17 protein-coding genes, 1 tRNA gene and 1 pseudogene are annotated in these 21,184 nt (G+C 76.2%); 9 read left to right on the forward strand and 10 right to left on the reverse strand.

Annotated features, from left to right (window positions below; genetic code table 11):
• Nucleotides 1–1,005, reverse strand: a complete 1,005-nt coding sequence (locus tag KJP73_RS01545; protein ID WP_213281001.1) for a ThiF family adenylyltransferase — start codon at nucleotides 1,003–1,005, stop codon at nucleotides 1–3.
• Nucleotides 1,006–1,089: 84 nt separating this feature from the next.
• Entirely contained in the window at nucleotides 1,090–1,248 is a 159-nt protein-coding gene (locus KJP73_RS01550; RefSeq protein ID WP_146844118.1) for a DUF5679 domain-containing protein, read from the reverse strand.
• A gap of 315 nt (nucleotides 1,249–1,563) precedes the next feature.
• On the opposite strand from KJP73_RS01550, the gene KJP73_RS01555 reads away from it, so the two are divergent.
• A complete protein-coding gene (locus KJP73_RS01555) occupies nucleotides 1,564–2,139 on the forward strand; it encodes a YgjP-like metallopeptidase domain-containing protein (protein WP_213281023.1) in 576 nt (191 codons plus the stop codon).
• A gap of 88 nt (nucleotides 2,140–2,227) precedes the next feature.
• The gene (locus KJP73_RS01560) at nucleotides 2,228–3,259 is read left to right on the forward strand and encodes a PDDEXK nuclease domain-containing protein (RefSeq protein WP_213281002.1); all 1,032 of its coding nucleotides are present in this window, start codon (nucleotides 2,228–2,230) and stop codon (nucleotides 3,257–3,259) included.
• A gap of 17 nt (nucleotides 3,260–3,276) precedes the next feature.
• On the opposite strand, the gene KJP73_RS01565 is transcribed toward KJP73_RS01560, so the two are convergent.
• Entirely contained in the window at nucleotides 3,277–4,710 is a 1,434-nt protein-coding gene (locus tag KJP73_RS01565) for a zinc-dependent metalloprotease (RefSeq protein ID WP_213281003.1), read from the reverse strand.
• A 126-nt stretch (nucleotides 4,711–4,836) separates the two neighbouring features.
• Between KJP73_RS01565 and KJP73_RS01570 the strand changes: the two genes are divergently transcribed.
• Entirely contained in the window at nucleotides 4,837–6,045 is a 1,209-nt protein-coding gene (locus KJP73_RS01570; RefSeq protein WP_249669010.1) for a YlbL family protein, read from the forward strand.
• An 18-nt stretch (nucleotides 6,046–6,063) separates the two neighbouring features.
• Here the strand turns inward: KJP73_RS01570 and KJP73_RS01575 are convergent, their stop codons facing one another.
• Nucleotides 6,064–6,627 carry a PPA1309 family protein gene (locus KJP73_RS01575; protein ID WP_213281004.1) on the reverse strand — a complete coding sequence of 188 codons (564 nt, stop codon included), beginning with the start codon at nucleotides 6,625–6,627 and terminating at the stop codon, nucleotides 6,064–6,066.
• Between the two features lie 158 nt (nucleotides 6,628–6,785).
• Between KJP73_RS01575 and KJP73_RS01580 the strand changes: the two genes are divergently transcribed.
• The 4 genes from KJP73_RS01580 to KJP73_RS01595 all read left to right on the forward strand — a co-directional run bounded on the left by KJP73_RS01580 (nucleotide 6,786) and on the right by KJP73_RS01595 (nucleotide 13,985).
• Nucleotides 6,786–9,809 carry a UPF0182 family membrane protein gene (locus KJP73_RS01580; RefSeq protein ID WP_213281005.1) on the forward strand — a complete coding sequence of 1,008 codons (3,024 nt, stop codon included), beginning with the start codon at nucleotides 6,786–6,788 and terminating at the stop codon, nucleotides 9,807–9,809.
• Nucleotides 9,810–10,129: 320 nt separating this feature from the next.
• A tRNA-Met gene (locus KJP73_RS01585) sits at nucleotides 10,130–10,203 on the forward strand.
• Nucleotides 10,204–10,404: 201 nt separating this feature from the next.
• The gene (locus KJP73_RS01590) at nucleotides 10,405–13,101 is read left to right on the forward strand and encodes a LuxR C-terminal-related transcriptional regulator (RefSeq protein WP_213281006.1); all 2,697 of its coding nucleotides are present in this window, start codon (nucleotides 10,405–10,407) and stop codon (nucleotides 13,099–13,101) included.
• A 116-nt stretch (nucleotides 13,102–13,217) separates the two neighbouring features.
• The gene (locus KJP73_RS01595; RefSeq protein WP_213281007.1) at nucleotides 13,218–13,985 is read left to right on the forward strand and encodes a DUF4386 domain-containing protein; all 768 of its coding nucleotides are present in this window, start codon (nucleotides 13,218–13,220) and stop codon (nucleotides 13,983–13,985) included.
• A 22-nt stretch (nucleotides 13,986–14,007) separates the two neighbouring features.
• Here the strand turns inward: KJP73_RS01595 and KJP73_RS01600 are convergent, their stop codons facing one another.
• The 4 genes and pseudogenes from KJP73_RS01600 to KJP73_RS01615 form a co-directional block, all read right to left on the reverse strand.
• Nucleotides 14,008–14,412: a hypothetical protein gene (locus tag KJP73_RS01600; protein ID WP_213281008.1), complete on the reverse strand. Its 405-nt coding sequence runs from the start codon at nucleotides 14,410–14,412 to the stop codon at nucleotides 14,008–14,010.
• Between the two features lie 190 nt (nucleotides 14,413–14,602).
• Complete coding sequence (locus KJP73_RS01605) at nucleotides 14,603–15,220, reverse strand: maleylpyruvate isomerase N-terminal domain-containing protein (RefSeq protein WP_213281009.1); 618 nt, start codon at nucleotides 15,218–15,220, stop codon at nucleotides 14,603–14,605.
• A 34-nt stretch (nucleotides 15,221–15,254) separates the two neighbouring features.
• Nucleotides 15,255–16,763, reverse strand: coding sequence for a DHA2 family efflux MFS transporter permease subunit (locus tag KJP73_RS01610; RefSeq protein ID WP_349628263.1), 1,509 nt, complete (start codon nucleotides 16,761–16,763; stop codon nucleotides 15,255–15,257).
• Nucleotides 16,764–16,869: 106 nt separating this feature from the next.
• Nucleotides 16,870–17,928 (reverse strand): annotated as a pseudogene (locus KJP73_RS01615) (MFS transporter); the annotation flags it as partial.
• A 51-nt stretch (nucleotides 17,929–17,979) separates the two neighbouring features.
• Here KJP73_RS01615 and KJP73_RS01620 point away from each other — a divergent pair.
• The gene (locus KJP73_RS01620; RefSeq protein WP_213281011.1) at nucleotides 17,980–18,459 is read left to right on the forward strand and encodes a MerR family transcriptional regulator; all 480 of its coding nucleotides are present in this window, start codon (nucleotides 17,980–17,982) and stop codon (nucleotides 18,457–18,459) included.
• A gap of 80 nt (nucleotides 18,460–18,539) precedes the next feature.
• Nucleotides 18,540–19,439, forward strand: a complete 900-nt coding sequence (locus KJP73_RS01625; protein ID WP_213281025.1) for an EamA family transporter — start codon at nucleotides 18,540–18,542, stop codon at nucleotides 19,437–19,439.
• A gap of 9 nt (nucleotides 19,440–19,448) precedes the next feature.
• On the opposite strand, the gene KJP73_RS01630 is transcribed toward KJP73_RS01625, so the two are convergent.
• Together KJP73_RS01630 and KJP73_RS01635 are read right to left on the reverse strand one after the other, a co-directional pair.
• On the reverse strand, nucleotides 19,449–20,024 hold the full coding sequence (locus tag KJP73_RS01630; protein ID WP_433995134.1) for a bacterial proteasome activator family protein: 576 nt from the start codon (nucleotides 20,022–20,024) through the stop codon (nucleotides 19,449–19,451).
• Nucleotides 20,025–20,064: 40 nt separating this feature from the next.
• Nucleotides 20,065–21,048 carry an NAD(P)H-quinone oxidoreductase gene (locus KJP73_RS01635; protein WP_213281013.1) on the reverse strand — a complete coding sequence of 328 codons (984 nt, stop codon included), beginning with the start codon at nucleotides 21,046–21,048 and terminating at the stop codon, nucleotides 20,065–20,067.
• Nucleotides 21,049–21,184: the final 136 nt, after the last annotated feature.

The following is a 21,184-nucleotide window of genomic DNA, read 5'->3' on the forward strand; positions in this document are numbered from 1 at the left end:
TCACGTCGCGAGGGCGGCGCACCCGCAGTCCGGGTGCGCCGCCCACCGGCGCAACCGGGGCTCCGCCTCGGGCAGGGGGATCTCGTACTGGGCCCCGAGCGTGCGGGGCGCGTGACCGTCGAGGTGCGCGAGCACCTCGGCCGCGGCGAGCCCCCCGGCCACCGCGGCGAGCACGGCACTGGCCCCCACCACGGCCGGCCTGCCCGGGCGGTCCCGGGCGGTCAGCTGCGCGAGCAGCACCGGCCACGCGGGGTCCAGCGCCGCCCGGTGCAGGTCGACGCACCGGACGCACGGCAGGGGTCGCCCGGCCGGGGCGAGCGCCACCGGGACCACGAACGGTCCGACGGCCGCGTCCGCCTCCCGCACGACCACGGGCAGGTGCGCGACGTCGGCCCCCAGCAGCTCCAGGGCCGTGCCGGGGTCCGTGGCACCTGCCGCGACGGTCACGACCACGTCGGGCGACGCCTGGCCGGGCCGGCGTACCCGCACGGACGGCGCGAGCGCGCGGACCAGGTCCGTCACCACCTGGTCCCGGCGCAGGCCCACGTGGTCCGCGGTCACACCGCCACCCACGTCACCCGGCCGCACGTCACCGGGGTCGTCGAGCTGGAGCGTCCCGACGCCGGAGGCCACGAGGGTCGTGGCCACCGCGACGCCGACGCGGTCGAGCCCGGTGATCGCGACGGTGGCGCCCGCGCGACGACGCAGCGCCTCCACCCCGTCGCCCTCGCCGGACGTCAGGTCGGCTCCCAGGAGCTCGGGGGCCAGCCGCCCGGCGACGCGCGGCGGGCGGGCGCGCGGGGAACGCACCAGGCCGGCGGCTGCCAACCCGTCGAGCACCGGGCGCGGCAGCGACGCGTCGAGCGCGCGGTCACCCGTGCCGAGCAGGCGCTCCGCCTGGTCTGGGGTCAGGCCCCGGATCCGCACCGCCCAGCGGGGATCCGTCCCGACCTGCACCTCGTCCGCGGCGCGTCGCAGCACGCGGAGCCCTCGCTTGAGCTGCACGGCGTCCCACCCCCGTCCCGTCGACGGTCACCACGGTGGCACGTCGGACGGGGGCGGGACCCGTCGTCCACAGGACGGGTCTCGTCAGGCCTTGCCGAGGATGCGGTTGAGCTTGGTGCCGCAGACGGGGCAGACGGCCTTCGCCATCCGACGACCCGACTCGGAGACGACGACGTCACCCTCGGCCTGGCGCTTCTCCTTGCACTTCACGCAGTAGAACTCGCCGGCGTAGGTCTCGGCCATGTCTGTCTCCTCAGGTGCTGGTGGGTGCCGCCGCGTCCCGGCGACCGGCCCAGTATCCACGCCGGACGCCGGGCACGGGAGGGTTCTGCCGCACGTCGGCGGAGAAGTTCACCGTGTTCAGGGGCGTGAACCGCTACCGTGCAGGGCGTGCAGCCGTCGAGGGAGCACCACCCGGCGCCGGGAGACCCGGCCCCCTCCCGCGCGCCCTCCGCCGCGACGGGCCCCCGTCCCTCCGGTGCCCCCGCCACCGTGCCGGCGCGTGCGGCCGCGCCCCGGGACGACGACGGGTGGACGGTCGACCCGCGCCTCGGCCCGGTGGAGGTCCGCCGGTCGCGGCGCCGGTCCCGGACCGTCACCGCGTACCGCGAGGGCGGTCGCACGATCGTCGCGATCCCCGCGCGCTTCACGCGCGCGCAGGAGCGGGAGTGGGTCCGTCGGATGCTCGACCGGCTCGCGACCCAGGAGCAGCGCCGCCGCCCCTCCGACGACCAGCTCGTGCGGCGTGCGGCCGAGCTGTCGTCGCGCTACCTCGGCGGCCGGGCCGTCCCCTCCAGCGTCCGGTGGTCCGGCAACCAGGGCCGCCGCTGGGGCTCCTGCACGGTCGGTGACGGCAGCATCCGGATCTCGGACCGCCTGCGGGGCATGCCGTCGTGGGTCACCGACTACGTGCTGCTGCACGAGCTGGCGCACCTCCTGCACGCGGGCCACGGCCCGGAGTTCTGGGCCGAGCTCGAGGCGTACCCGCGCACTGAGCGGGCGCGCGGGTTCCTCGAGGGCTACTCGTTCGCGGAGCGGGCCCCCGGCGAGGACCCCGTCGACGGGACCGGCGCGGACGACGTGGCCGGGGTCGACGAGGACACCGAGGCGGTCGAGGTCGAGGACGGAGCCTGAGCGGCTGTCGCGGATTCGCCGCTGAGTGGTCCCGGCTGAGTGGTCGCCGCGGCGACCGGTGGTGCCGGACGCCGGACAGGATGGCCCGATGGAGACGCACGGGGACGCACCGGTCGAGCCGCCCGGCTACGGGGACCTGCTCGAGCAGCTGAAGGCGCGGGTACGCGGTGCGCAGCTCCGGGCGGTGCGGGCCGCGAACACCGAGGTGCTGCGGCTCTACTGGTCGATCGGGCACGACATCCTCGACCGCCAGCGGACGGCCGGCTGGGGCGGCAAGGTCGTCGACCGGCTGGCCGCCGACCTGCGACGCGAGCTCCCGGAGATGCGGGGGTGGTCGCGGTCGAACCTCATGTACATGCGCGCGTTCGCGGAGGGGTGGACCGACTTCGTCCCGCAGCCTGTGGGACAACTGCCGTGGGGCCACGTCAGGGTGCTGCTCGACCGCCTGGCGGAGCGTGAGGACCGGGACTGGTACGCCGCCCGCGCCGCGGATCAGGGCTGGTCGCGCGCCGTGCTGGAGCACCACGTCGGTGGCGACCTCCGCAGGGCCGTCGGCTCCGCGCCGACGAACTTCGACCAGGTGCTCGACCCGGCGGAGTCCGACCTCGCGCGTCAGCTCGTGAAGGACCCGTACGTCTTCGAGCACCTCGCGCTGGTGGCGACGAGTCGCGAGCGCGACGTCGAGCAGGCGCTGATGGACCGGCTGCAGGACACGCTGATGGAGCTGGGCCGGGGGATGTCGCTGGTGGGGCGTCAGCTCCGGCTGCCGCTGGGTGACGGCGACGAGTTCGTGATCGACCTGCTGCTCTTCCACGTCGAGCAGCTGAGGTACGTCGTCGTCGAGCTCAAGGTCGGCCCGTTCACCCCGGCGCACCTCGGGCAGCTCGGCGCGTACGTGGCGGCCGTCGACGGCGAGCTGCGGCGGCCTGCGGTGCACGCGCCGACGGTCGGCATCCTGCTCTGCACGGGCAAGGGCGGCGCGGCCGTCCGGTACGCGCTGGCGTCGACCGCGGCGCCGGTGGCGGTCGCCGACTACCAGGGGCTGCCGGAGGACGCCCGCGCGGCCCTGCCGTCGGCCGACGAGCTGCAGGCGGTGGTCGACGCCGAGCTCAGGCGCTGACCGGCGCCAGCCCGGCGTCAGCCCTGCGTCGGGCCGTCCTCGTCGGTGCCCGGGGCGGGGGGCGTGCCGTCGTCGTCGCCGAGGATCTCGGCCAGCGCCTTGTCGAGGTCCGCGTGCTCGCCCTCGGCGGCCGCGCGGCGCCCGGCGTACCCGGCGGGGTCGTCGAGGTCCTCGGCCGTCGGCAGCAGGTCCGGGTGGTCCCAGACCGCGTCGCGCGCCTCGGGTCCCTGCTCCCGGGCGATCCGCGCCCAGAGGGCGGCCGCGTCGCGGGACCGCCGCGGCCGCAGCTCCAGGCCGACGAGCGTCGCGAACGTCTGCTCGGCGGGCCCGCCCGCGGCACGGCGGCGGCGGATCATCTCGCGCAGCGCGACGCTGTGCGGCAGGTGCGGGAGGGCGGCGGTCGCCGTGACCTCGTCGACCCAGCCCTCGACGAGCGCGAGCGCCGTCTCCAGGCGGGCGAGCACCGCCCGCTGCTCCGGGGTGTTCTGCGGGGCGAACACCCCGGACGAGAGCGCGCCCTGCAGGGCGCTCGGGTCGGTCGGGTCGATGGAGCGCACCGACTCCTCGAGGCTCTCGACGTCGATGGTGATGCCGCGCGCGTACGCGTCGACGGCGGCGAGCAGGTGCCCGCGCAGCCACGTCACGTGCGTGAACAGGCGGGCGTGCGCCGCCTCGCGCAGCGCGAGGAACAGCCGCACCTCCTCCAGCGGGACGTCGAGCCCCTCCGCGAAGTCGGCGACGTTGCGCGGCACGAGCGCGGTCGCGGGCTCGGCCACGAGCGGCAGGCCCGCGTCGGTGAGGCCGAACGCTTCGCGGGACAGGGAGCCCGCGGCCTGACCGACCTGCATGCCGAACACGAGCGCGCCGAGCTGCCGCATCATCGCCGCCGGGTCGAGCCCGCCTGCCCCGAGCCCGGCGGGGAGCTCCATGCTCTCGGGCAGCTGGTCCGCGAGCGTCGCGGCGAGCGCGGTCGACATGGACGTGGCGACGGGCTCGGTGAGCGTGCGCCACGTCGGCAGCGTCTGCTCGACCCACTCGGAGCGGGACAGCGCCCGGACGTGCCCGCCCGCCGGGGGCAGGTCGGTGGCGGCGTCGAGCCACAGCTCGGCGACGCCCAGCGCCTCGGTGGACTGCCGGACCTCGGCCGGGCTGAGCGACGGGTCGCCCCCGGTGACGGCGACCTGCCGGGCGTAGTCGTGCGCCACGTCCCAGTTGACCGGCCCGTCGCCGCTCGCCGAGAGCATGCGCTGCACCTGCGCGATGACCTGGTTCACCAGGGCCGGGTCGTCGGGCAGGCCGGACGCCTTGGCCATCTCGGCGGGGTCGAGGCCCTGCTCGCGCATCTGGCGCAGGGCCTCGTCGGCCTCGTCGCCGAACATCTGCCGCAGCATCTGCTCCCAGGCGGAGGCGCCGGAGGGGTCGCCCGGCTGGCGCTGGTCGTCGGTGCTCATCGAAGACTCCCGAGGCTCGTCGAGGTGCCACCGTAACCACAGGTGGCTGCGGGTCCACCAGGCCGGGGCCGGCGGTTCGCTGAGGGCGCACGGGTCCCTCACGGGCGGGTGCGGCATGATCGTCCGGTGCACGCCCAGCCCGACCTCCCGCAGGACCCGTCCGCCGCCCCCCGGCCCGGCACGGAGCCCGACGCCGCGCCCGGCACGGCGGACCCGGCGCCCGACGCAGCGCCCGGCACGGCCTCCGACGGGGACCGCCGCGCCGAGCCGGTGACCCGGCGCGCGGCGCTCCTGTCCGGCGGCATGCTGCTCGCGGCGGTGCTGCTCGTCGTGCTGCTGCTCATGCCCGTGCCGTACGCGGTGTACTCGCCCGGGCCGACGCTCGACACGCTCGGCTCGCACGACGACACGGACCTCATCAGCATCGAGGGCGCGGAGACGTTCGACTCGACGGGCGAGCTGCGGCTCACCACGGTGTCGACGACGGGCGGCCCGGGCTACCCGTCGAGCGTGCTCGGCGTCCTGGCCGGGTGGGTCGACCCGTCCCGCCAGGTGCTGCCGGTCGAGGCGGTGTTCCCGCAGGACGCGACGCAGGAGCAGCTCGACGAGCAGACCCAGGCGCAGATGGTGTCCTCCCAGGAGAACGCGACCGTCGCGGCGCTCGAGGAGCTCGGGTACACGGTGCCGGTCACGCTGACGGTGCACGACGCGGTCGAGGGCACCGGCGCGGTCGGCGTCGTCGAGCCGGGGGACGTGCTGCTCACCTTCGACGGCACGCCGCTGACCTCGTACGGCCAGCTCATCGACCTGCTCGACGAGACCGAGCCGGGCAGCACCGTCACGCTCGGCGTGCAGCGCGACGGCACCGACCTCGACCTCGACCTCGTCACCGGCGAGCGCGAGGACGGCGGCAGCCAGCTCGGGGTCTACATCGACCCGGCGTTCGACCCGCCGGTGGACGTCAGCATCCAGATCGAGGAGATCGGCGGCTCCAGCGCCGGCACGATGTTCGCGCTCGGGATCATCGACCGGCTGACGCCGGAGGACGAGGCCGCGGGCCAGGTCATCGCCGGCACCGGCACCCTGGACCTGGACGGTGCGGTCGGGCCGATCGGCGGGATCCGCCAGAAGATGGCCGGCGCGGTCCGGGACGGCGCGGACTGGTTCCTGGCGCCGGTGCGCAACTGCGGCGACGTGGTCGGCCACGTGCCCGACGGCCTCCAGGTCGTCAAGGTGTCGACGCTGCACGAGGCGCGGGAGGCCGTCGAGGCGATCGGCGCGGGCACGGCGGACGACCTGCCGACCTGCACGGCCGCGGACGTCGCCGCCGGCTGAGGGGCGAGGGCCGAGGCCTCAGGCGAACGTCGCCCGCAGCGCGTCGAGCAGCCCCGGGACCACGTCCGGCCCCTGGCCGACGGCCTCGTCGAGGTCGGCCGCGCGCTGCCGGACGGCGCACCACGAGGTGCCGTCGCGCAGCACCCCGACCGCGAGCCGCACGTCCTGCCGCTGCGGGTGGGCGAGCAGCGCGTCGAGCGCGGCGGCCGGGTCCTGCGGCAGGCCCTCCTCGGCCTCCGGCGGCAGCACGATGCGCTCGACGGTCAGCGCCGCCCCGTCGACGCCGTCGGGCCAGGCGATGGCCCCGAGCAGGCCCTCGAGGTCGTCGCTCGGCGGCAGCCCCTCCTGCTCGACCGAGGTCAGGTGGTGCGGGTCGGCGGCCGCGGCGGCGAGCACGTCGGGCGGCAGCTGGCCGGCCAGGGCGGGCTCCGCGTCGAGGGCGGCCTGCGTCCGGACCAGGGCGAACACCCGCACGGGCCCGTCCCAGCCGCCGGACGCGACGTGCCGCTCGATCTCGACGACGGCCGCGGCGAGCGCCGCCTGCGCGGGGGTGCTCGCGGGGGAGTGCGTCACGGCGGTCATCCTCCCACCACCTACGCGCGCCTCGCCGGGGCCCGGCGAGGCCGCGACGGTGTGGGAACCTGGGCCTCGCCTGGCGCGTTGTGACCAGCGTGTGCGCCGGGTGTGTGAACCGGCGCGTGCGCGCGTGACTTGTACCCGACGACGAGGACCCCCAGGCCGTGACCTTCGCCAACCCGTCCGCCCGACAGCCCCGGGGGCCGCGCCCGCCCCGGCCACCCCGAGGGGCCGCCGGCCGCCGGCGCCCCAGCCCCATCGCCCTGACCATCGTCGTGCTCGCGGTGGTCGTCATCGCGGTGCTGGTCCTCGCCCAGCTGTGGACCGAGGTCATGTGGTTCGACCAGCTCGGGTACTCCGAGGTCCTGTGGACGCAGTGGCTGACCCGCGCCGCGCTGTTCGCCGGCGGCTTCGTGATCATGGGCGGCGCCGTCTTCACCAGCCTCGCCGTGGGCTACCGCAGCCGGCCGGTGTACGCGCCGTCGAACCAGGAGCAGATCAGCCTCGACTCCTACCGCGAGGCCATCGAGCCGCTGCGCCGGGTCGTGCTCGTGGCCGGCCCCGCCGTCCTCGGCCTGTTCGCCGGCATCGCGGCCTCCCAGCAGTGGAGCACCGTGCAGCTGTGGATGCACAGCACGCCGGTCGGCGAGACCGACGCGCAGTACGGCATCGACGTGTCGTTCTACATGTTCGTGCTGCCCGGGCTGCGGTTCGTCGTGAGCTTCCTCATGGCGGTGACCGTCCTGGCGGCCATCGCGGGCCTCGCGACCCAGTACCTGTACGGCGGCTTCCGCGTCGGCGGGTCCAGCAGCACGCCGCGCACCACCAAGGCCGCGCGGGTGCACCTGTCCGTCATCGCGACCGTGCTCATGGTGCTGATCGCCGCGAACTACTGGCTCGACCAGTACTCGATCCTCACGAAGGAGGGTGACCGGTTCGAGGGCGCGTCGTACACCGACGTGCACGCCGTCATCCCGTCCAAGCGGATCCTCGCGGTCATCGCCCTGCTCGTGGCGATCATGTTCATCATCACCGCGGTGCGCGGCACGTGGCGCGTCCCGGCCCTCGGCGTCGGCCTCATGGTCGTCGGCGCGGTCGTCATCGGCGGCATCTACCCGGCGGTGGTCCAGCGGTTCCAGGTCAACCCGAACCAGCAGGACGCGGAGGCCGAGTACATCCAACGGAACATCGACGCGACCCTGCAGGCCTACGACCTCGAGGACGTCGAGATCGAGACCTACGACGCGAAGGTGACGGCCGAGCCGGGCGCCCTGCGCGAGGACGCGGAGACCACCGCGTCGATCCGGCTGCTCGACCCGCAGGAGGTCTCGAACTCCTTCAAGCAGCTCGAGCAGATCCGCGGCTTCTACTCCTTCCCGGACACCCTGTCGGTCGACCGGTACGAGATCGAGGGCGAGAGCCGCGACACCGTGATCGCCGTGCGCGAGCTCGATCTCGAGGGCCTCGACGCGCAGCGCCGGAACTGGACCAACGACACCACCGTGTACACGCACGGCTACGGCGTCGTCGCGGCCTACGGCAACGCGACGTCGTCCACCGGCGCCCCGTCGTTCTGGGAGGGCGGGATCCCGTCCACCGGTGAGATGGGCGAGTACGAGCCCCGGATCTACTTCGGCCAGAGCTCGCCGACCTACTCGATCGTCGGCGCCCCCGAGGGTCAGGAGTGGGAGCTCGACTACCCCGACGACGAGTCCGGCGGCGCCGTGAACACGTCGTTCCCGACCGACGAGGTGTCGGCCGGCCCGGAGATCGGCAGCTTCTGGAACAAGCTGCTCTACTCGATCAAGTTCGGGTCCGAGCAGATCCTGTTCTCCGAGCGCGTCACCGAGGAGTCGCAGATCCTCTACGACCGCGACCCCGTCGAGCGCGTGCAGAAGGTCGCGCCGTACCTGACCCTCGACGGCCGCGTGTACCCGGCGGTCGTGGACGGCCGGGTCAAGTGGATCGTCGACGGCTACACCACGTCGGACCAGTACCCGTACGCGGCGGCGCAGTCCCTCGAGGACGCCACCACGGACTCCCTGACGGTCGCCTCCACGAGCATCGAGGCCCTGCAGCCGGAGACGGTGAACTACATCCGCAACTCCGTGAAGGCCACGGTCGACGCCTACGACGGCAGCGTCACGCTGTACGCGTGGGACGCCGAGGACCCGGTGCTGCAGTCGTGGAGCAAGGTGTTCGACACCTCGCTCGCGCCGGTCTCGGAGATCAGCGCCGACCTGATGAGCCACATCCGGTACCCGGAGGACCTCTTCAAGGTGCAGCGCACGCTGCTCGGCACGTACCACGTCACCGAGCCGGAGCAGTTCTTCTCCGGCAACGACGCGTGGCGCACGCCGAACGACCCGACCGCCGGTGACGCCAACGTCGCGCAGCCGCCGTACTACCTGACGCTGGAGATGCCGACGCAGGACCAGGCGTCGTTCTCGCTGATGTCGACGTACGTGCCGGCGGGCGGCAACGCCCGTGACGTGCTGACCGGGTACGTCGCGGTCGACGCGGAAGCGGGGTCGGCGGCGGGTGAGCCGGCCGAGGGGTACGGCAAGCTCCGGCTCCTGGAGCTGCCACGCGACTCCACGGTGCCCGGGCCGAACCAGATGAACAACAACTTCACGTCGAACCCCGACGTGTCGAACGAGCTGAACATCCTGGGTCGCGGCGACTCCGAGGTCATCCGCGGCAACCTGCTCACCCTGCCCGTCGGCGGCGGCCTGCTGTACGTCCAGCCGGTCTACGTGCAGGCGGCCAGCGGCACCCAGTTCCCGCTGCTGCAGCGGGTGCTCGTCGCCTTCGGTGACCAGATCGGGTTCGCCAGCACCCTGGACGAGGCGCTCGACCAGGTGTTCGGCGGGGACGACGGCGCGACGGCCGGCGACGCGGGCAACGACCCGCAGCCGCCGGACACGGGCGAGGGCACCGGGGAGGGCGACGGCGGCACCGCCGAGCCCGCACCGACGCCCGCGCCGACGGGCGGGGCCACCGAGGCGCCCGCCGATGCCGCCGCGCGACTGAGCCAGGCGCTGGAGGCCGCGAACCAGGCCATCCAGGACGGCCAGGCGGCGCTCGCCGAGGGCGACTTCGCCGGGTACGGCGAGGCCCAGGAGCGGCTGCAGCAGGCCCTCGACGACGCGGTGGCGGCCGACCAGGAGCTCAACCCTGGCGGCTGACGCGGCGGCGTGACGTGACGGCGACGGGCCGGTCGTCCTAGGTGGGGGGCCGGCCCGTGGCCGTGTCCCGGGGGTGGGCGCGGCGTCGTCGCGCGGGTGTGAGCTCCGTCGCCGTCCCGCGCTCCGTCGCCGAGTGGAGCTCCGTCGCCGAGTGGAGCGTTCGGCCCGACACGCTTCGGCGAGTCCGGCCGAACGCTCCAGTCCGGCACGGGTTGGGCCCGGGTGCGCGGGGCGGGGCCGGAGGGGCGAGGTGTGTGACCGAGGGCACGGGGGCTCGATTTGGACCTGCCGTCACGCTGGCGTAACGTAGTGATCACCGACGCGGGGTGGAGCAGCTCGGTAGCTCGCTGGGCTCATAACCCAGAGGTCGCAGGTTCAAATCCTGCCCCCGCTACACAGTGCCGATGCAGATCGGTGACGAAGGCCCGGACCAGTTGGTCCGGGCCTTCGTCGTTCCCGCACGTCGTCGCCCGCCCGCCCGCCGGCCAGCCGCGCGGGGCGGCTCCGGACCGCCCGACGGCGGCGTCCGGGCGGCGTGGTAGACATTCCCCGCGCGGTGCGGGTGACGCCGCGGCGAGCGGCGACCGGGAGTGACATGCAGGCAGCCCCCATGGGCCGGGTGCGGGTCCCGCCGGCGCGTCCGGGCCGGGTCGCGCGTCCGCGGCTGCTGGACCTGCTGGCGTCCGTCACGCACGCGCGCCTGACGGTCGTCACCGCACCGGCGGGCTACGGCAAGAGCACGCTCCTGGCGCAGTGGCTCGCCGCCGGGGCGGGTGGTGCCCGCGTCGGCTGGGTGGCGCTCGACGACCGGGACGGCGACCCCGCCGTCCTGTGGCCGTCCGTGCTCGACGCGCTCGACGCGGCGGTGCCGGGTGCGTGCGCGGTGGCGCGGGGGCTGCTGGACACGGGCGAGCCCGTGCCGGTGGTGCTCGCGGCGGTGGTCGACGCGCTCGCGGACGTCGAGGGTCACGTGGTCCTGGTGCTCGACGACGTGCACCTCGCCGGGCCGGGGGTGTGGCCGGACCTCGGGTTCCTCGTCGACCACCTGCCGGCGCGGGCGCACGTCGTGCTGGCGGGGCGGTCGGACCCGGCGGTGCCGCTGCCGAGGCTGCGGGCGCGCGGCGAGCTGGTGGAGCTGGGCCCGGCGGACCTGCGGCTGACCCCGGACGAGGTCGGCGCCGTCGTCGTTGCCGCGCACGTCGCGCTGGAGCCGTCGGACGTCGCGCTGCTGTCGGACCGCACCGAGGGCTGGGCCGCCGCGGTGCAGCTCGCGCTGCTCGCCGTGCGCGCCGCACCCGACGGGCCCGGTGTCCTGGCGCGGATCACGGGGGAGCACCGGCACGTCGCGGACTACCTGGCCGACGAGGTCCTGGACCGGCAGCCCGACGAGGTCCGGGACTTCCTGCTGCGGACCAGCGTGCTGTCCCGGCTGACGGGGCCGCTGTGCGACGCCGTCACGGGCACGACCGGGGGTGCTCTCCGGCTCGAGGAGCTCGACCGCGGCCAGCTGTTCCTGGTGCCGCTGGACGACGAGCGGCGCTGGTTCCGGTACCACCACCTGTTCGGCGAGCTGCTGGCGTCGCGCCTCACCCGCGAGCGGCCGGCGGAGGTGGCGGACCTGCACGTGCGCGCCTCGCGGTGGTGGGCGGAGCGGGACGAGCCCGCGGAGGCGGTGCGGCACGCGCTCGCCGGCGGGGACCTGCACGGAGCGGCGGCGCTGGTCGAGGCGGCGGTGCCGGCGATGCGGCGGGCGCGCCAGGAGGCGACGGTCCGGCAGTGGTGCGACGCGCTGCCCCCCGACGTGGTGGGCGCGCGTCCGGCGCTCGCCCTGGGGTACGCCGGCGCGCTGCTGGCGGAGGGGCGGCTCGACGGCGTCGCGGAGCTGCTGGGGCACGTCGAGCGAGCCGTCGGCGTCGACGGCGACGGGCCGGTCCCGCCGGAGGCCGCCCCGGTCGTCGCCCAGGCGGCCGTGTTCCGCGCCGCTCAGGCCCGGGCCGCGGGGGACGACGCCGGCGCGGCGCGGCACGCCGGCCGGGCTCTCGACCTGCTCGGGCCCGACGAGCACCTGGGCCGCGGCGCCGCTGCCGGGCTGCTCGGCCTGGCCGCGTGGAGCGACGGCGACCTCGAGGCCGCGGAGCGGTGGTGGGGGGAGTCGCTGGCCGCGCTGCGCCGCGCCGAGCACCACGCCGACACGTTCGGCGCGCTGCTCGCGCTCGGCGACATCCGCACGGCACAGGGGCGGCTCACCGACGCGGCCGACGGCTACAGGCGGGCGCTGGAGACGGCGGACGGCCTGCGCGGCGCCGCCGACCTGCACGTGGGCCTGGCCGGTGTGCTGCGGGAGCGCGACGAGCTCGACGCCGCGAGCAGGCAGGTCGACGCCGCCGCGGCGCTCGGCCCCGGTGCGGCGCTGCCGCAGAACCGGCACCGCGCCCTCGTGGTCGACGCGCTGATCCGGGCGGCGCAGGGTGACACGGACGCGGCGGTCGGGCTGCTGGACGAGGCCGAGCGCCACTACGTGGCCGACTACTTCCCCGACGTGCGCCCGGTGGCCGCCGTGCGCGCGACGGTGCAGGCGCGCGCGGGGCACCTCGTCGACGCGCGGCGGTGGGTGGGCGCCAGCGGGGTCGGGACCGACGACGAGCCGACGTACCGGCGGGAGGCCCAGCACCTCACCCTCGTGCGGGTGCTGCTCGCGGAGCACCGTGCCGGCGGCGACCGCGCCGCGCTGGCCGGCGCGGACCGGCTGCTCGCGCGGCTGCTCGCGGCGGCGGAGGCCGGCGGACGCGCGGGCAGCGTGCTCGAGGTCCTCGCCCTCCAGGCCCTGGTGCGGCGCGGGCTCGGTGACATGCCGGGCGCGCTGGACGTGCTCGACCGCGCGGTGCGTCTAGCCGCCCGGGAGGGGCACGTGCGGGTGCTCGCGGACGAGGGCGCGCCGATGGCGACCCTGCTGCGCCGCCTCGCGGACCAGCCCGGTGCCCACCCGTCCGCGCGGGTCCTGGCCGCGGCCGCGGAGCGCACGGCGGCGGGCCGGCCGACCATGCCGGACAGGCCGGCCCGGTCCACGGGGCCGGTCGTCGCGCCGCTCACCGCGCGCGAGCGGGACGTGCTGCGGCTGCTCGGCGGGGACCTCGACGGACCGGCCATGGCCCGTGAGCTCGGGCTGTCCCTCAACACCCTGCGCACCCACACCCGGAACGTCTACGCCAAGCTCGGCGTGCAGAACCGGCGGGCCGCCGTGCGACGTGGCGAGGAGCTCGGCCTGCTGGGCGGTCGGCCCGCCGGCCGGTGACGTCTCACCCGCGGCCTCACCAGGTGTGGTGATCCGCCCTCACCACGTGCGTCCGTACGGTGCCGCACGGCGGACCGGCAGTCGACCGCCGCACCGCACCGCACCGAGGAGCCGCCATGTCCGCGCCCGCCGCCGCCCCTGCCCCTGCCCCCGCGCCGTCCGCCGTGCCCGCCGCGGCGACCCCGTACCGGGGGACCGCCCGGCTGGCCGGGGCGCTGTACCTGCTGACGTTCGTCGCCTCGATCGCCGCGCTCCCGCTGCTCGGCCCGGTGCTCGACGACCCGGCGTACGTGCTCGGCGCCGGGGCGGACGGCGCCGTCACCGCCGGCGCGCTGCTCGACCTCGTGAACGCGCTCGCGTGCGTCGGCACGGCGGTCGTCCTGTTCCCGGTCGTCAGGCGCTGGGGCGAGCACCTCGCTCTCGGGTTCGTCGCGTCCCGGCTGGTCGAGGCGGCGGTGATCGCGATCGGCGTCGTGAGCCTGCTCGCCGTCGTCAGCCTGCGGCAGGAGGTGGCGCCCGGCACGGACGACGCCGCACGGGTGGCAGTGGCGCAGGGCCTCGTCGCGGTGCGCGACTGGACCTTCCTGCTCGGCCCCGGGGTGATGGCGGCCGTGAACGCGCTGCTGCTGGCGCCGCTGATGCTGCGCTCTGGCCTGGTGCCCCGGGCCATCCCGGTGGCCGGACTGGTCGGGGCGCCGCTGCTGCTGGTGTCGGACCTCGCGACGGCGTTCGGGGTGAACGAGCAGCTGTCGGCGGCGTCCGCGGTGGCCGTCGCGCCCGTGTTCGTGTGGGAGCTGTCGCTGGGCCTGTGGCTGCTGGTGAAGGGCTTCCGGCCGGTCACGGCCCCCGCCGGCCAGGACGTCGCCGCTGCCCCGGAGCGGTGAATGGCGCGTCAGCCGACCGTCGTCACGGCCCGGCCCCGGGGGTGGCGACGGCGGAGGGCGTCGCGGTCTCCCGGGTGTCGTCCGCGTAGTCGCGGAACGAGACCGAGCCGTCGGCACGCACCTCGACCACCGTGGTGCTGCACAGCGGGTGGTCGAACTCCGCGAGCGGGGTGCCGTCCTCGGCCCGCACCACGATCGCGGTGCCGACGCAGGAGGCGTCCTCCTCGCCCTCCCAGGTCCGGCCGGCGGGGACGCTCACGTCGAGGTCGGTCCCCGTGACGGTGACGAGGACCCTCGAGGACGTCTCGTTCACGACCGCGGGCGCGGAGGTGCCTCCGTCCCACGGCACGCAGGCCGTCACCGCCGGTGCGAGCACGGCGGCCCCAAGCACGCCGGCGAGCGCCCGGCCTCCGCGTGCTCGGGGCATCTCGTTCCTCCCTCGTCGCGCGCGGGCGGCCCGGCGCGGATGGGCGTGGACCCGGGTGGGTCGCGACCCTGCTGACAGTGACCCTGCCGAACGCGTCCGGGTCGTGAACGGTCCGGCGTTCACCCGATCGGCAGGCCGGGGCCGGGTGCGGACCGGGGGAGCCGCCGGATGGCCCGCCGGCCGCCTGCCGTCAGGCCAGGACCGAGTACCCCGCGGGCAGCGCGGTCCGCCCGGTCAGCGCGAGCAGCACGGCCGCCGCGTCCCCGCGCGCTGCCGCCGCGTCCGCGGCCAGCGCCAGCGCGTGCCCGGCGGCCTCGCGGGGGACGTCCGCCGGGAGCGACAGAGCGCGGGCGAGGTCGCACGTGTGCACGACGAGCTCGAACGTGCGGGTCGGGAGGTAGTCCGCGAGCCGCATGCCGCCCGCCACGGTGCTGATGAGCGCGGTGCCGTCCTGCGCGTCGACGAGGCGGACGACGCGCTCCGCGGTGGCCGCGACCGCGGCGACCGGGTCCGCGCCGAGCGCGTCGCCGGCCGTGCGGCCCCGGGCGGTCACCTCCGGCCCGGCGGCGACGGCCGTGGTCGCGCGCAGGTACGCGGCCGGCGACGCGAGGTCCACGCGCACCGCGGGCGCGGCGAGGTACGCCTCGACCGTGAGCAGCGCCCGGGTGGTGTGGCCGACCAGGGCGCGGACGTCCCAGTCGCCCAGGCCCGGCTCGTCCCAGCGGTCGTCCACGCGGGTGACGGTCGCCGCGAACCACCGCGCGGCCTCGGCGAACGCCCGGCGGGACCCGGACCAGGTCGGCTCCATGCCGGTCAGGGTAGGTCCGCCGGGCCGCGAAGCGTCAGGCGTGCCCCGCCTCGCCCTCGACGGTCTCGGCCAGCACCTGCTCGACCGACGCGTGCCGCATGCCGCGCAGCGACACGAACGCCACGGCGGCGGCGGCCATCGCGAGGACCGCACCGACGGCGAACGCGCTGTGCAGGCCGGACTCGTAGGCGCCGGTCGCGAGCGCCGCGCCGGCCGCGTCGAGGTGCGCGGGCACCGCGCCCTGGGCGAGGCCCTCGAGCTCGTGCTCGCCGAGGCCGAGCCCGGCCGCTCCGGAGCCGACCCGCGCGGCGACGACCGCCGACATGACGGCCGTGCCCAGCGCCCCGCCGATCTGGATGCAGGTGGACTGGAACCCGCCGGCGACGCCCGCCAGGTGCACGGGCGCGGACCCGACGACCGCCTCCGCACCCGCGGTGATGGTCATGCCGGCACCGAACGCGAGCACGACGAACGCCGCCGCGATGACGCCGTAGGACGAGTCGGCCGACGCGTCGAGCAGCACGAGGAGCGCCACGGCGGTCAGGCCGAGGCTGAGCACCGCGGTGAACCGGGTCCCGAGCCGCGACACCAGCAGGGCGCCGACCGGAGCGGCGACGATCGACAGGGCGCTGAGCGGCAGGATCATGACGCCCGCCTGGAGGCCCGTCGCGCCGCGCAGGTTGATGAAGAACATCGGCAGCAGGAACGTCGCGCCGAGCAGGACGAAGAAGTTCACCGCGATGATCAGGCCGCCGGTCGCCACGGTGGTGCCGCGGAACAGGGACAGCGGCAGCAGCGCGTTGGCGGTGCGCGCCTGCAGGGCGAGGAAGCCGGCGATCACGAGCACGCCCGCGGCGAGCAGGCCGAGGGTGCGGGGGGAGCCCCAGCCCCAGGACTCCGACTGGACGATCGCGAAGACGGTCGCGCACAGGCCGACGCCGAGCACGACCACGCCGCGGACGTCGAACCGGCCCTCGGACGGGAAGCTGGTGCGGGGCAGCAGGAACGCGGAGTACACGAGCCCGATCGCGGCGACCGGGACGTTGACGTAGAAGACGGACTCCCACCCGAACGACGCCTCCAGCGCGCCTGCGAGCGTCGGCCCCGCCGCGATGGCGATGCTCGAGATGCCGCCCCAGAGGCCGACCGCCATGCCGAACTTCTCGCGCGGGAAGGTGGCGCGCAGCATGGCGAGCGTCTGCGGCATGAGCACCGCGGCGCCGATGCCCTGCACGACGCGGAACGCGATGACGGCGCCGGCGGTCGACGACAGGCCGATGGCGACGCTCGCGGCGGTGAACACCACGAGGCCCACGAGGTACAGGGTGCGGTGGCCGTACTTGTCGCCGAGCTTGCCGGCCAGGATCAGGAACACCGCGAGCCCGAGCAGGTAGCCGTGGGTGATCCACTGGAGCTGCGCGAACGAGGTGCCGAGGTCGGCGGCGATCGCGGGGTTCACGATCGACACGACGGTCGAGTCGAGGCCCACCAGGAACAGGCCGAACGCGACGCCGACGAGCGTGAGCAGGGGCCGTCCGCGCAGGGGGCGCGCCGGGCCGGTGGGCGGCGACCACCGCGCTGCCCGCCGCCGCGCCCACCGCGATGCCCAGGTTGAACGTCACCGGGATGAGCGTCCCCGCGAGCGACCGCAGCCGCGGTCCCGCGGCCCGCATGATCGCCGTCTGTGCCAGCGGCGGGAACGCGCCGGTGGCCAGGCCCCACACGGCGACGAGCGCCAGGTCGACCGCCGCCGCGCGGCCGAGCACCCCGAGCAGGGCGAGCACGACGGTGACGGCCGCCGCCGTGCCGACCAGGGCGAGGGCCGGCCGCCGGTCGCCCACCCGGCCGACCAGCACGGTCCCGACCGCCGACAGGACCCCGAACCCGAGCAGCAGCCCGCTGAGCCCGCCGGGGGTCCGCGAGGCCGTGCCCGCCAGGAGCGGCGCGACGAACGTGTACGCCGCGAAGTGCCCGACCAGCAGCAGCCCGCCGAGGGCCGCGGTCACCAGCACGGGCCGCAGCGCCGAGGCGTCCGACCGGGCGGCGGGGGACGGCTCGGGGCCGGGCCCGACCGCACCGGGCGCCGGGCGGACCAGCGTGAGCACCGCGGCCGCGGCCGGCAGCGACACGACCGCCACCCCGACGAAGCCCGTCCGCCAGCCCCACACGTCCGCGGCGGCGCTCGCGGCCGGCACCCCCAGCACGGTGCCGAGGGTGGCGCCGCCGAGGACGACCGCGACGGAGCGGGCCAGGCGGTCCGGCGGCACGATGGCCGCGCTGTGCGCGTTGACCGTCGCCCACAGCAGCCCGCACGCCGCGGCGCCGACCAGCCGCGACCCGAGGGCCACGCCGAACGACCCCGCGGCCGCGGTGACGGCGCTCGACGCGCCGAGCACCAGCACGGCCGCCGCGATCACCCGCCGGCCGTCGACGCGGCGGGTGAGCCGGACGAGCGGGAAGCTGGCCACGACCACCATGAGCGCCCACGCGGACACGAGCATGCCGGTGCGGGACGCGGGGACGCCGAGGTCGGCGCTCATGGCAGGGAGCACGGCGGTGGGCAGCATCTCGGCCGCCACGACCGTGAAGGTGACCGCGCCGAGGGTGAGCAGGCTCGGCCACGGCAGGGCGGCGGGCTCTCCGGACGCGACGGACGCGACCGGCTCGCCGGACACGACGGCCCCGGTGCGAGGGTGTGCTGTGCTCATGCCGCGACCGTAGAGTTTGACATCAGTGTGAAGGTCAAGGGGGGTCGGGACGTGCGGATCGGTGAGCTGGCGGAGCGGACCGGGGTGTCGACGCGGCTGCTGCGGTATTACGAGGAGCAGGGCCTCATCGCCCCCGAGCGGTCCGGCAACGCGTACCGCTCCTACGCGGAGACCGACGTCGCGGTGGTGCAGCGGATCGCGCTGCTCATCCGGTCCGGCGTGCCCACGCGGCTCATCCGCGCGCTGCTCGACCTGGAGCGGGCGGAGGCGACGCAGTCGGCCGCGGCCGTCGCCGAGGCGTGCCCGCGGGGCGTCGCGGAGCTCTTCGCCGCGGAGCTGCAGGACCTCGAGGCGCGGATCGCGTGCCTGACGCGCAGCCGCGACACCATCCGGGACTTCCTGCAGCGCACAGAGCACGCTGCGCTGCTGCACGAGCGTCGCGACCGCGCCGGTGCCCGTCCCGGCGACGAGGTGCCCGACCTCGGCGTCGGCGGGCAGGTCGCGCTCGCGGGCCGGGCGTCGGCGCGGTGACGGGCGACCAGGTGACCGCGTCGACCGAGGTGCCGGCACCGCCGGGCGCGACACCCGGGCCCGGTGGCGTCGTCGGACGCGTGCCGGCACCGGCGCTGTTCCTCGTCTCCGGGCTCGCGCAGTACGGCGGCGCGGCGCTCGCGGTCGCGCTGTTCGCGGTGATCGCGTCGCCGACCGTCGCCTGGCTGCGGATCGCGGTGGCGGCACTGGTCCTGCTCGCGTGGCGCCGGCCGTGGCGCGCCCGCTGGACGCGCGGCGACCTGGTGGCGGCGGCCACGTTCGGCGTCGTGCTCGCGGCGATGAACGTGTCGTTCTACGTGGCGATCGACGTCCTGCCGCTCGGCACGGCGGTGGCGATCGAGTTCCTCGGACCCGTGGCCGTCGCCGCCGTCACGGGGCGGACCTGGCGGGAGCGGCTCGGGATCGTCGTCGCGGCGGCGGGGGTCGTCGCCCTCGCGGGGGTGGAGCTGCGCGCCGGCGGCGACGACGCGACCCGCGGGCTGGTGGCCATCGGCGTGGCCGCCGCGTGCTGGGCCGGGTACATCCTGCTCGGCCGACGGGTCGCGCAGGGGGCCCGGGACCCGGCGGAGGGGCAGGACCCGGCGCAGGGCGCGGAGCAGGGCGGGCGCGCCCGCCCCGACGGCATCACGTCGCTGGCCGTCGGCATGACCGCCGGTGCGCTGGTCGGTGCGCCCTTCCTGGCCGCGCCCGCGGCGCCCGTGCTGCATGACGCCGGCCTGGCGCTCGCGGTGGTCGGCATCGCGGTGCTGTCGTCCGTGGTGCCCTACGCGATCGAGCAGGTGGTGCTCCGCCGGGTGACCGCCGCGACGTTCGCCGTGCTGCTGGCGATGCTGCCCGCGACGGCCGCCGTGGTCGGGGCGGTCGCGCTGCGGCAGCTGCCGCACGGCTGGGAGGTCGTCGGCCTGGCCTGCGTCTCGGTCGCCATCGTGCTGACGGCCACCCGCCGGGCGCCCGCGTAGGGCCCCGGCCTAGAGGTACTGACCGGGTCCGGGCTCCGACGACGACGCGCCCGGCACCGGTCCGCCCGGCATCCCCGGCGAGCCCGGGGCCGGGTGGCCGCCCGGCAGCGCCCGCCGCATCTGCGTGAGCTGGGCCTGCGCGGCCATCTGCTGCGCGACCAGCGCCGTCTGGATGCCGTGGAACAGGCCCTCGAGCCAGCCGACCAGCTGCGCCTGCGCGATCCGCAGCTCCGCGTCGCTCGGCGTCTGCGAGTCGGCGAACGGCAGGGTGATGCGGTGCAGCTCGTCGATGAGCTCGGGGGACAGGCCGTCCTCCAGCTCGCGCAGCGACCGCTCGTGCACCTCGGCCAGGCGGGCGCGGGCGGCCTCGTCCAGCGGGGCGCTGCGGACCTCCTCGAGCAGCTGCTTGATCATCGTGCCGATCCGCATGACCTTGGCCGGCTGCCCGACCGTGCCCGCGGGGCCGTCGTCCTCCTCGGGCTCCGTCGGCTGCCCGTCGGCGCCGGTGGCGGGCGCGTCGCCGTCCACCACGACGATCCGGGGGGCCTGGGGCCCGGTGCTGCTCGCGTCGCTCATGCCCGCCATCCTCTCGCGCCGGGCCCCCGATGGCACGGCCGTCCGGCCGTCACGGGACCAGCAGCACCTTGCCGAACACCTCGCCGGAGTCGAGCAGCGTGTGCGCGTCACCGGCGCGGCCGAGCGGCAGGCGCGCGTGCACCACCGGACGGAGCCGCCCGTCGGTGAGCATCGGCCAGGCGTGGGCGAGCACGTCGGCGACGACCCGCTCCTTCTCCGCGAGCGGGCGCGGCCGCAGGGTGGTGCCGATGACGCTGGCCCGTCGCGCCATCAGCAGGCCCAGGTCGATCTCCCCGCGGGCACCCCGCTGGGTGCCGATGACGACGAGCCGCCCGCCGGTCGCCAGCGCGGCGAGGTTGGTCGCGAGGCCACCCGCACCGAGGACGTCGAGCACCACGTCGGCGCCGTGCCCGTCGGTGGCGGCCCGCACCGCCTCCACCACGTCCTGCGTTCGGTGGTCCACGACGGTCCGGGCGCCGAGCTCCCGGCACCGGTCGGCCCGCTCCGCGCCGCCGGCGGTCGCGACGACGTGCGCCCCGAGGGCCGCTCCGAGCTGCACGGCGACCGAACCGACACCGCCGGAACCGCCCTGCACCAGCAGCACGTCACCCGGACGGAGTCCTCCGGCGTCCACCAGGTTGCTCCACGCGGTGCACACCGCCTCGGGCAGGCCGGCGGCGTCCACCAGGTCCACCTCGTCCGGCACGGGCAGCAGCAGACCGGCCGGCACCGTCACCGCCGACGCGTACCCGCCACCGGCCAGCAGCGCCGCGACACGTGTCCCGACCGGCCACCGACCCACGTCCGTCCCGGGGCCGTGACCAGCGACGACGCCCGACACCTCGAGCCCCGGCCACTCCGGCGCGCCCGGCGGCGGCGGGTACTTCCCCTGCCGCTGCAGCAGGTCCGCGCGGTTCACGCCGGCCGCCGCGACCCGCACCAGCACCTCGCCCGGACCGGGCTCCGGATCGGGCCGGTCGACCAGCCGCAGCTGCTCCGGACCGCCCGGGCTCTTGACCTCGACCACCTGCATCGTGCGAGCCTACGCACCGTGTCGTCGCTGGACACAGCGGATGAATCGTCCCGTTGCGCTCATGTCGGGGCGGGAGAGCGCCGATGGAGTTCGGACGGGCGCCCTCGGCGGGCACCCGCACCCGGTCGCGGCTCGC

The organism is Cellulomonas hominis (assembly GCF_901521055.1).
Taxonomy (GTDB): domain Bacteria; phylum Actinomycetota; class Actinomycetes; order Actinomycetales; family Cellulomonadaceae; genus Cellulomonas; species Cellulomonas endometrii.

Bases quoted from the DNA above. Each gene is read 5' to 3' on its own strand.
- KJP73_RS01590 (WP_213281006.1), top strand. From the start codon at position 10,405: ATGCAGGCAGCCCCCATGGGCCGGGTGCGGGTCCCGCCGGCGCGTCCG.
- KJP73_RS01565 (WP_213281003.1), bottom strand. From the start codon at position 4,710: ATGAGCACCGACGACCAGCGCCAGCCGGGCGACCCCTCCGGCGCCTCC.
- KJP73_RS01630 (WP_433995134.1), bottom strand. From the start codon at position 20,024: ATGGCGGGCATGAGCGACGCGAGCAGCACCGGGCCCCAGGCCCCCCGG.
- KJP73_RS01550 (WP_146844118.1), bottom strand. From the start codon at position 1,248: ATGGCCGAGACCTACGCCGGCGAGTTCTACTGCGTGAAGTGCAAGGAG.
- KJP73_RS01595 (WP_213281007.1), top strand. From the start codon at position 13,218: ATGTCCGCGCCCGCCGCCGCCCCTGCCCCTGCCCCCGCGCCGTCCGCC.
- KJP73_RS01575 (WP_213281004.1), bottom strand. From the start codon at position 6,627: ATGACCGCCGTGACGCACTCCCCCGCGAGCACCCCCGCGCAGGCGGCG.
- KJP73_RS01560 (WP_213281002.1), top strand. From the start codon at position 2,228: ATGGAGACGCACGGGGACGCACCGGTCGAGCCGCCCGGCTACGGGGAC.
- KJP73_RS01600 (WP_213281008.1), bottom strand. From the start codon at position 14,412: ATGCCCCGAGCACGCGGAGGCCGGGCGCTCGCCGGCGTGCTTGGGGCC.
- KJP73_RS01605 (WP_213281009.1), bottom strand. From the start codon at position 15,220: ATGGAGCCGACCTGGTCCGGGTCCCGCCGGGCGTTCGCCGAGGCCGCG.
- KJP73_RS01635 (WP_213281013.1), bottom strand. From the start codon at position 21,048: ATGCAGGTGGTCGAGGTCAAGAGCCCGGGCGGTCCGGAGCAGCTGCGG.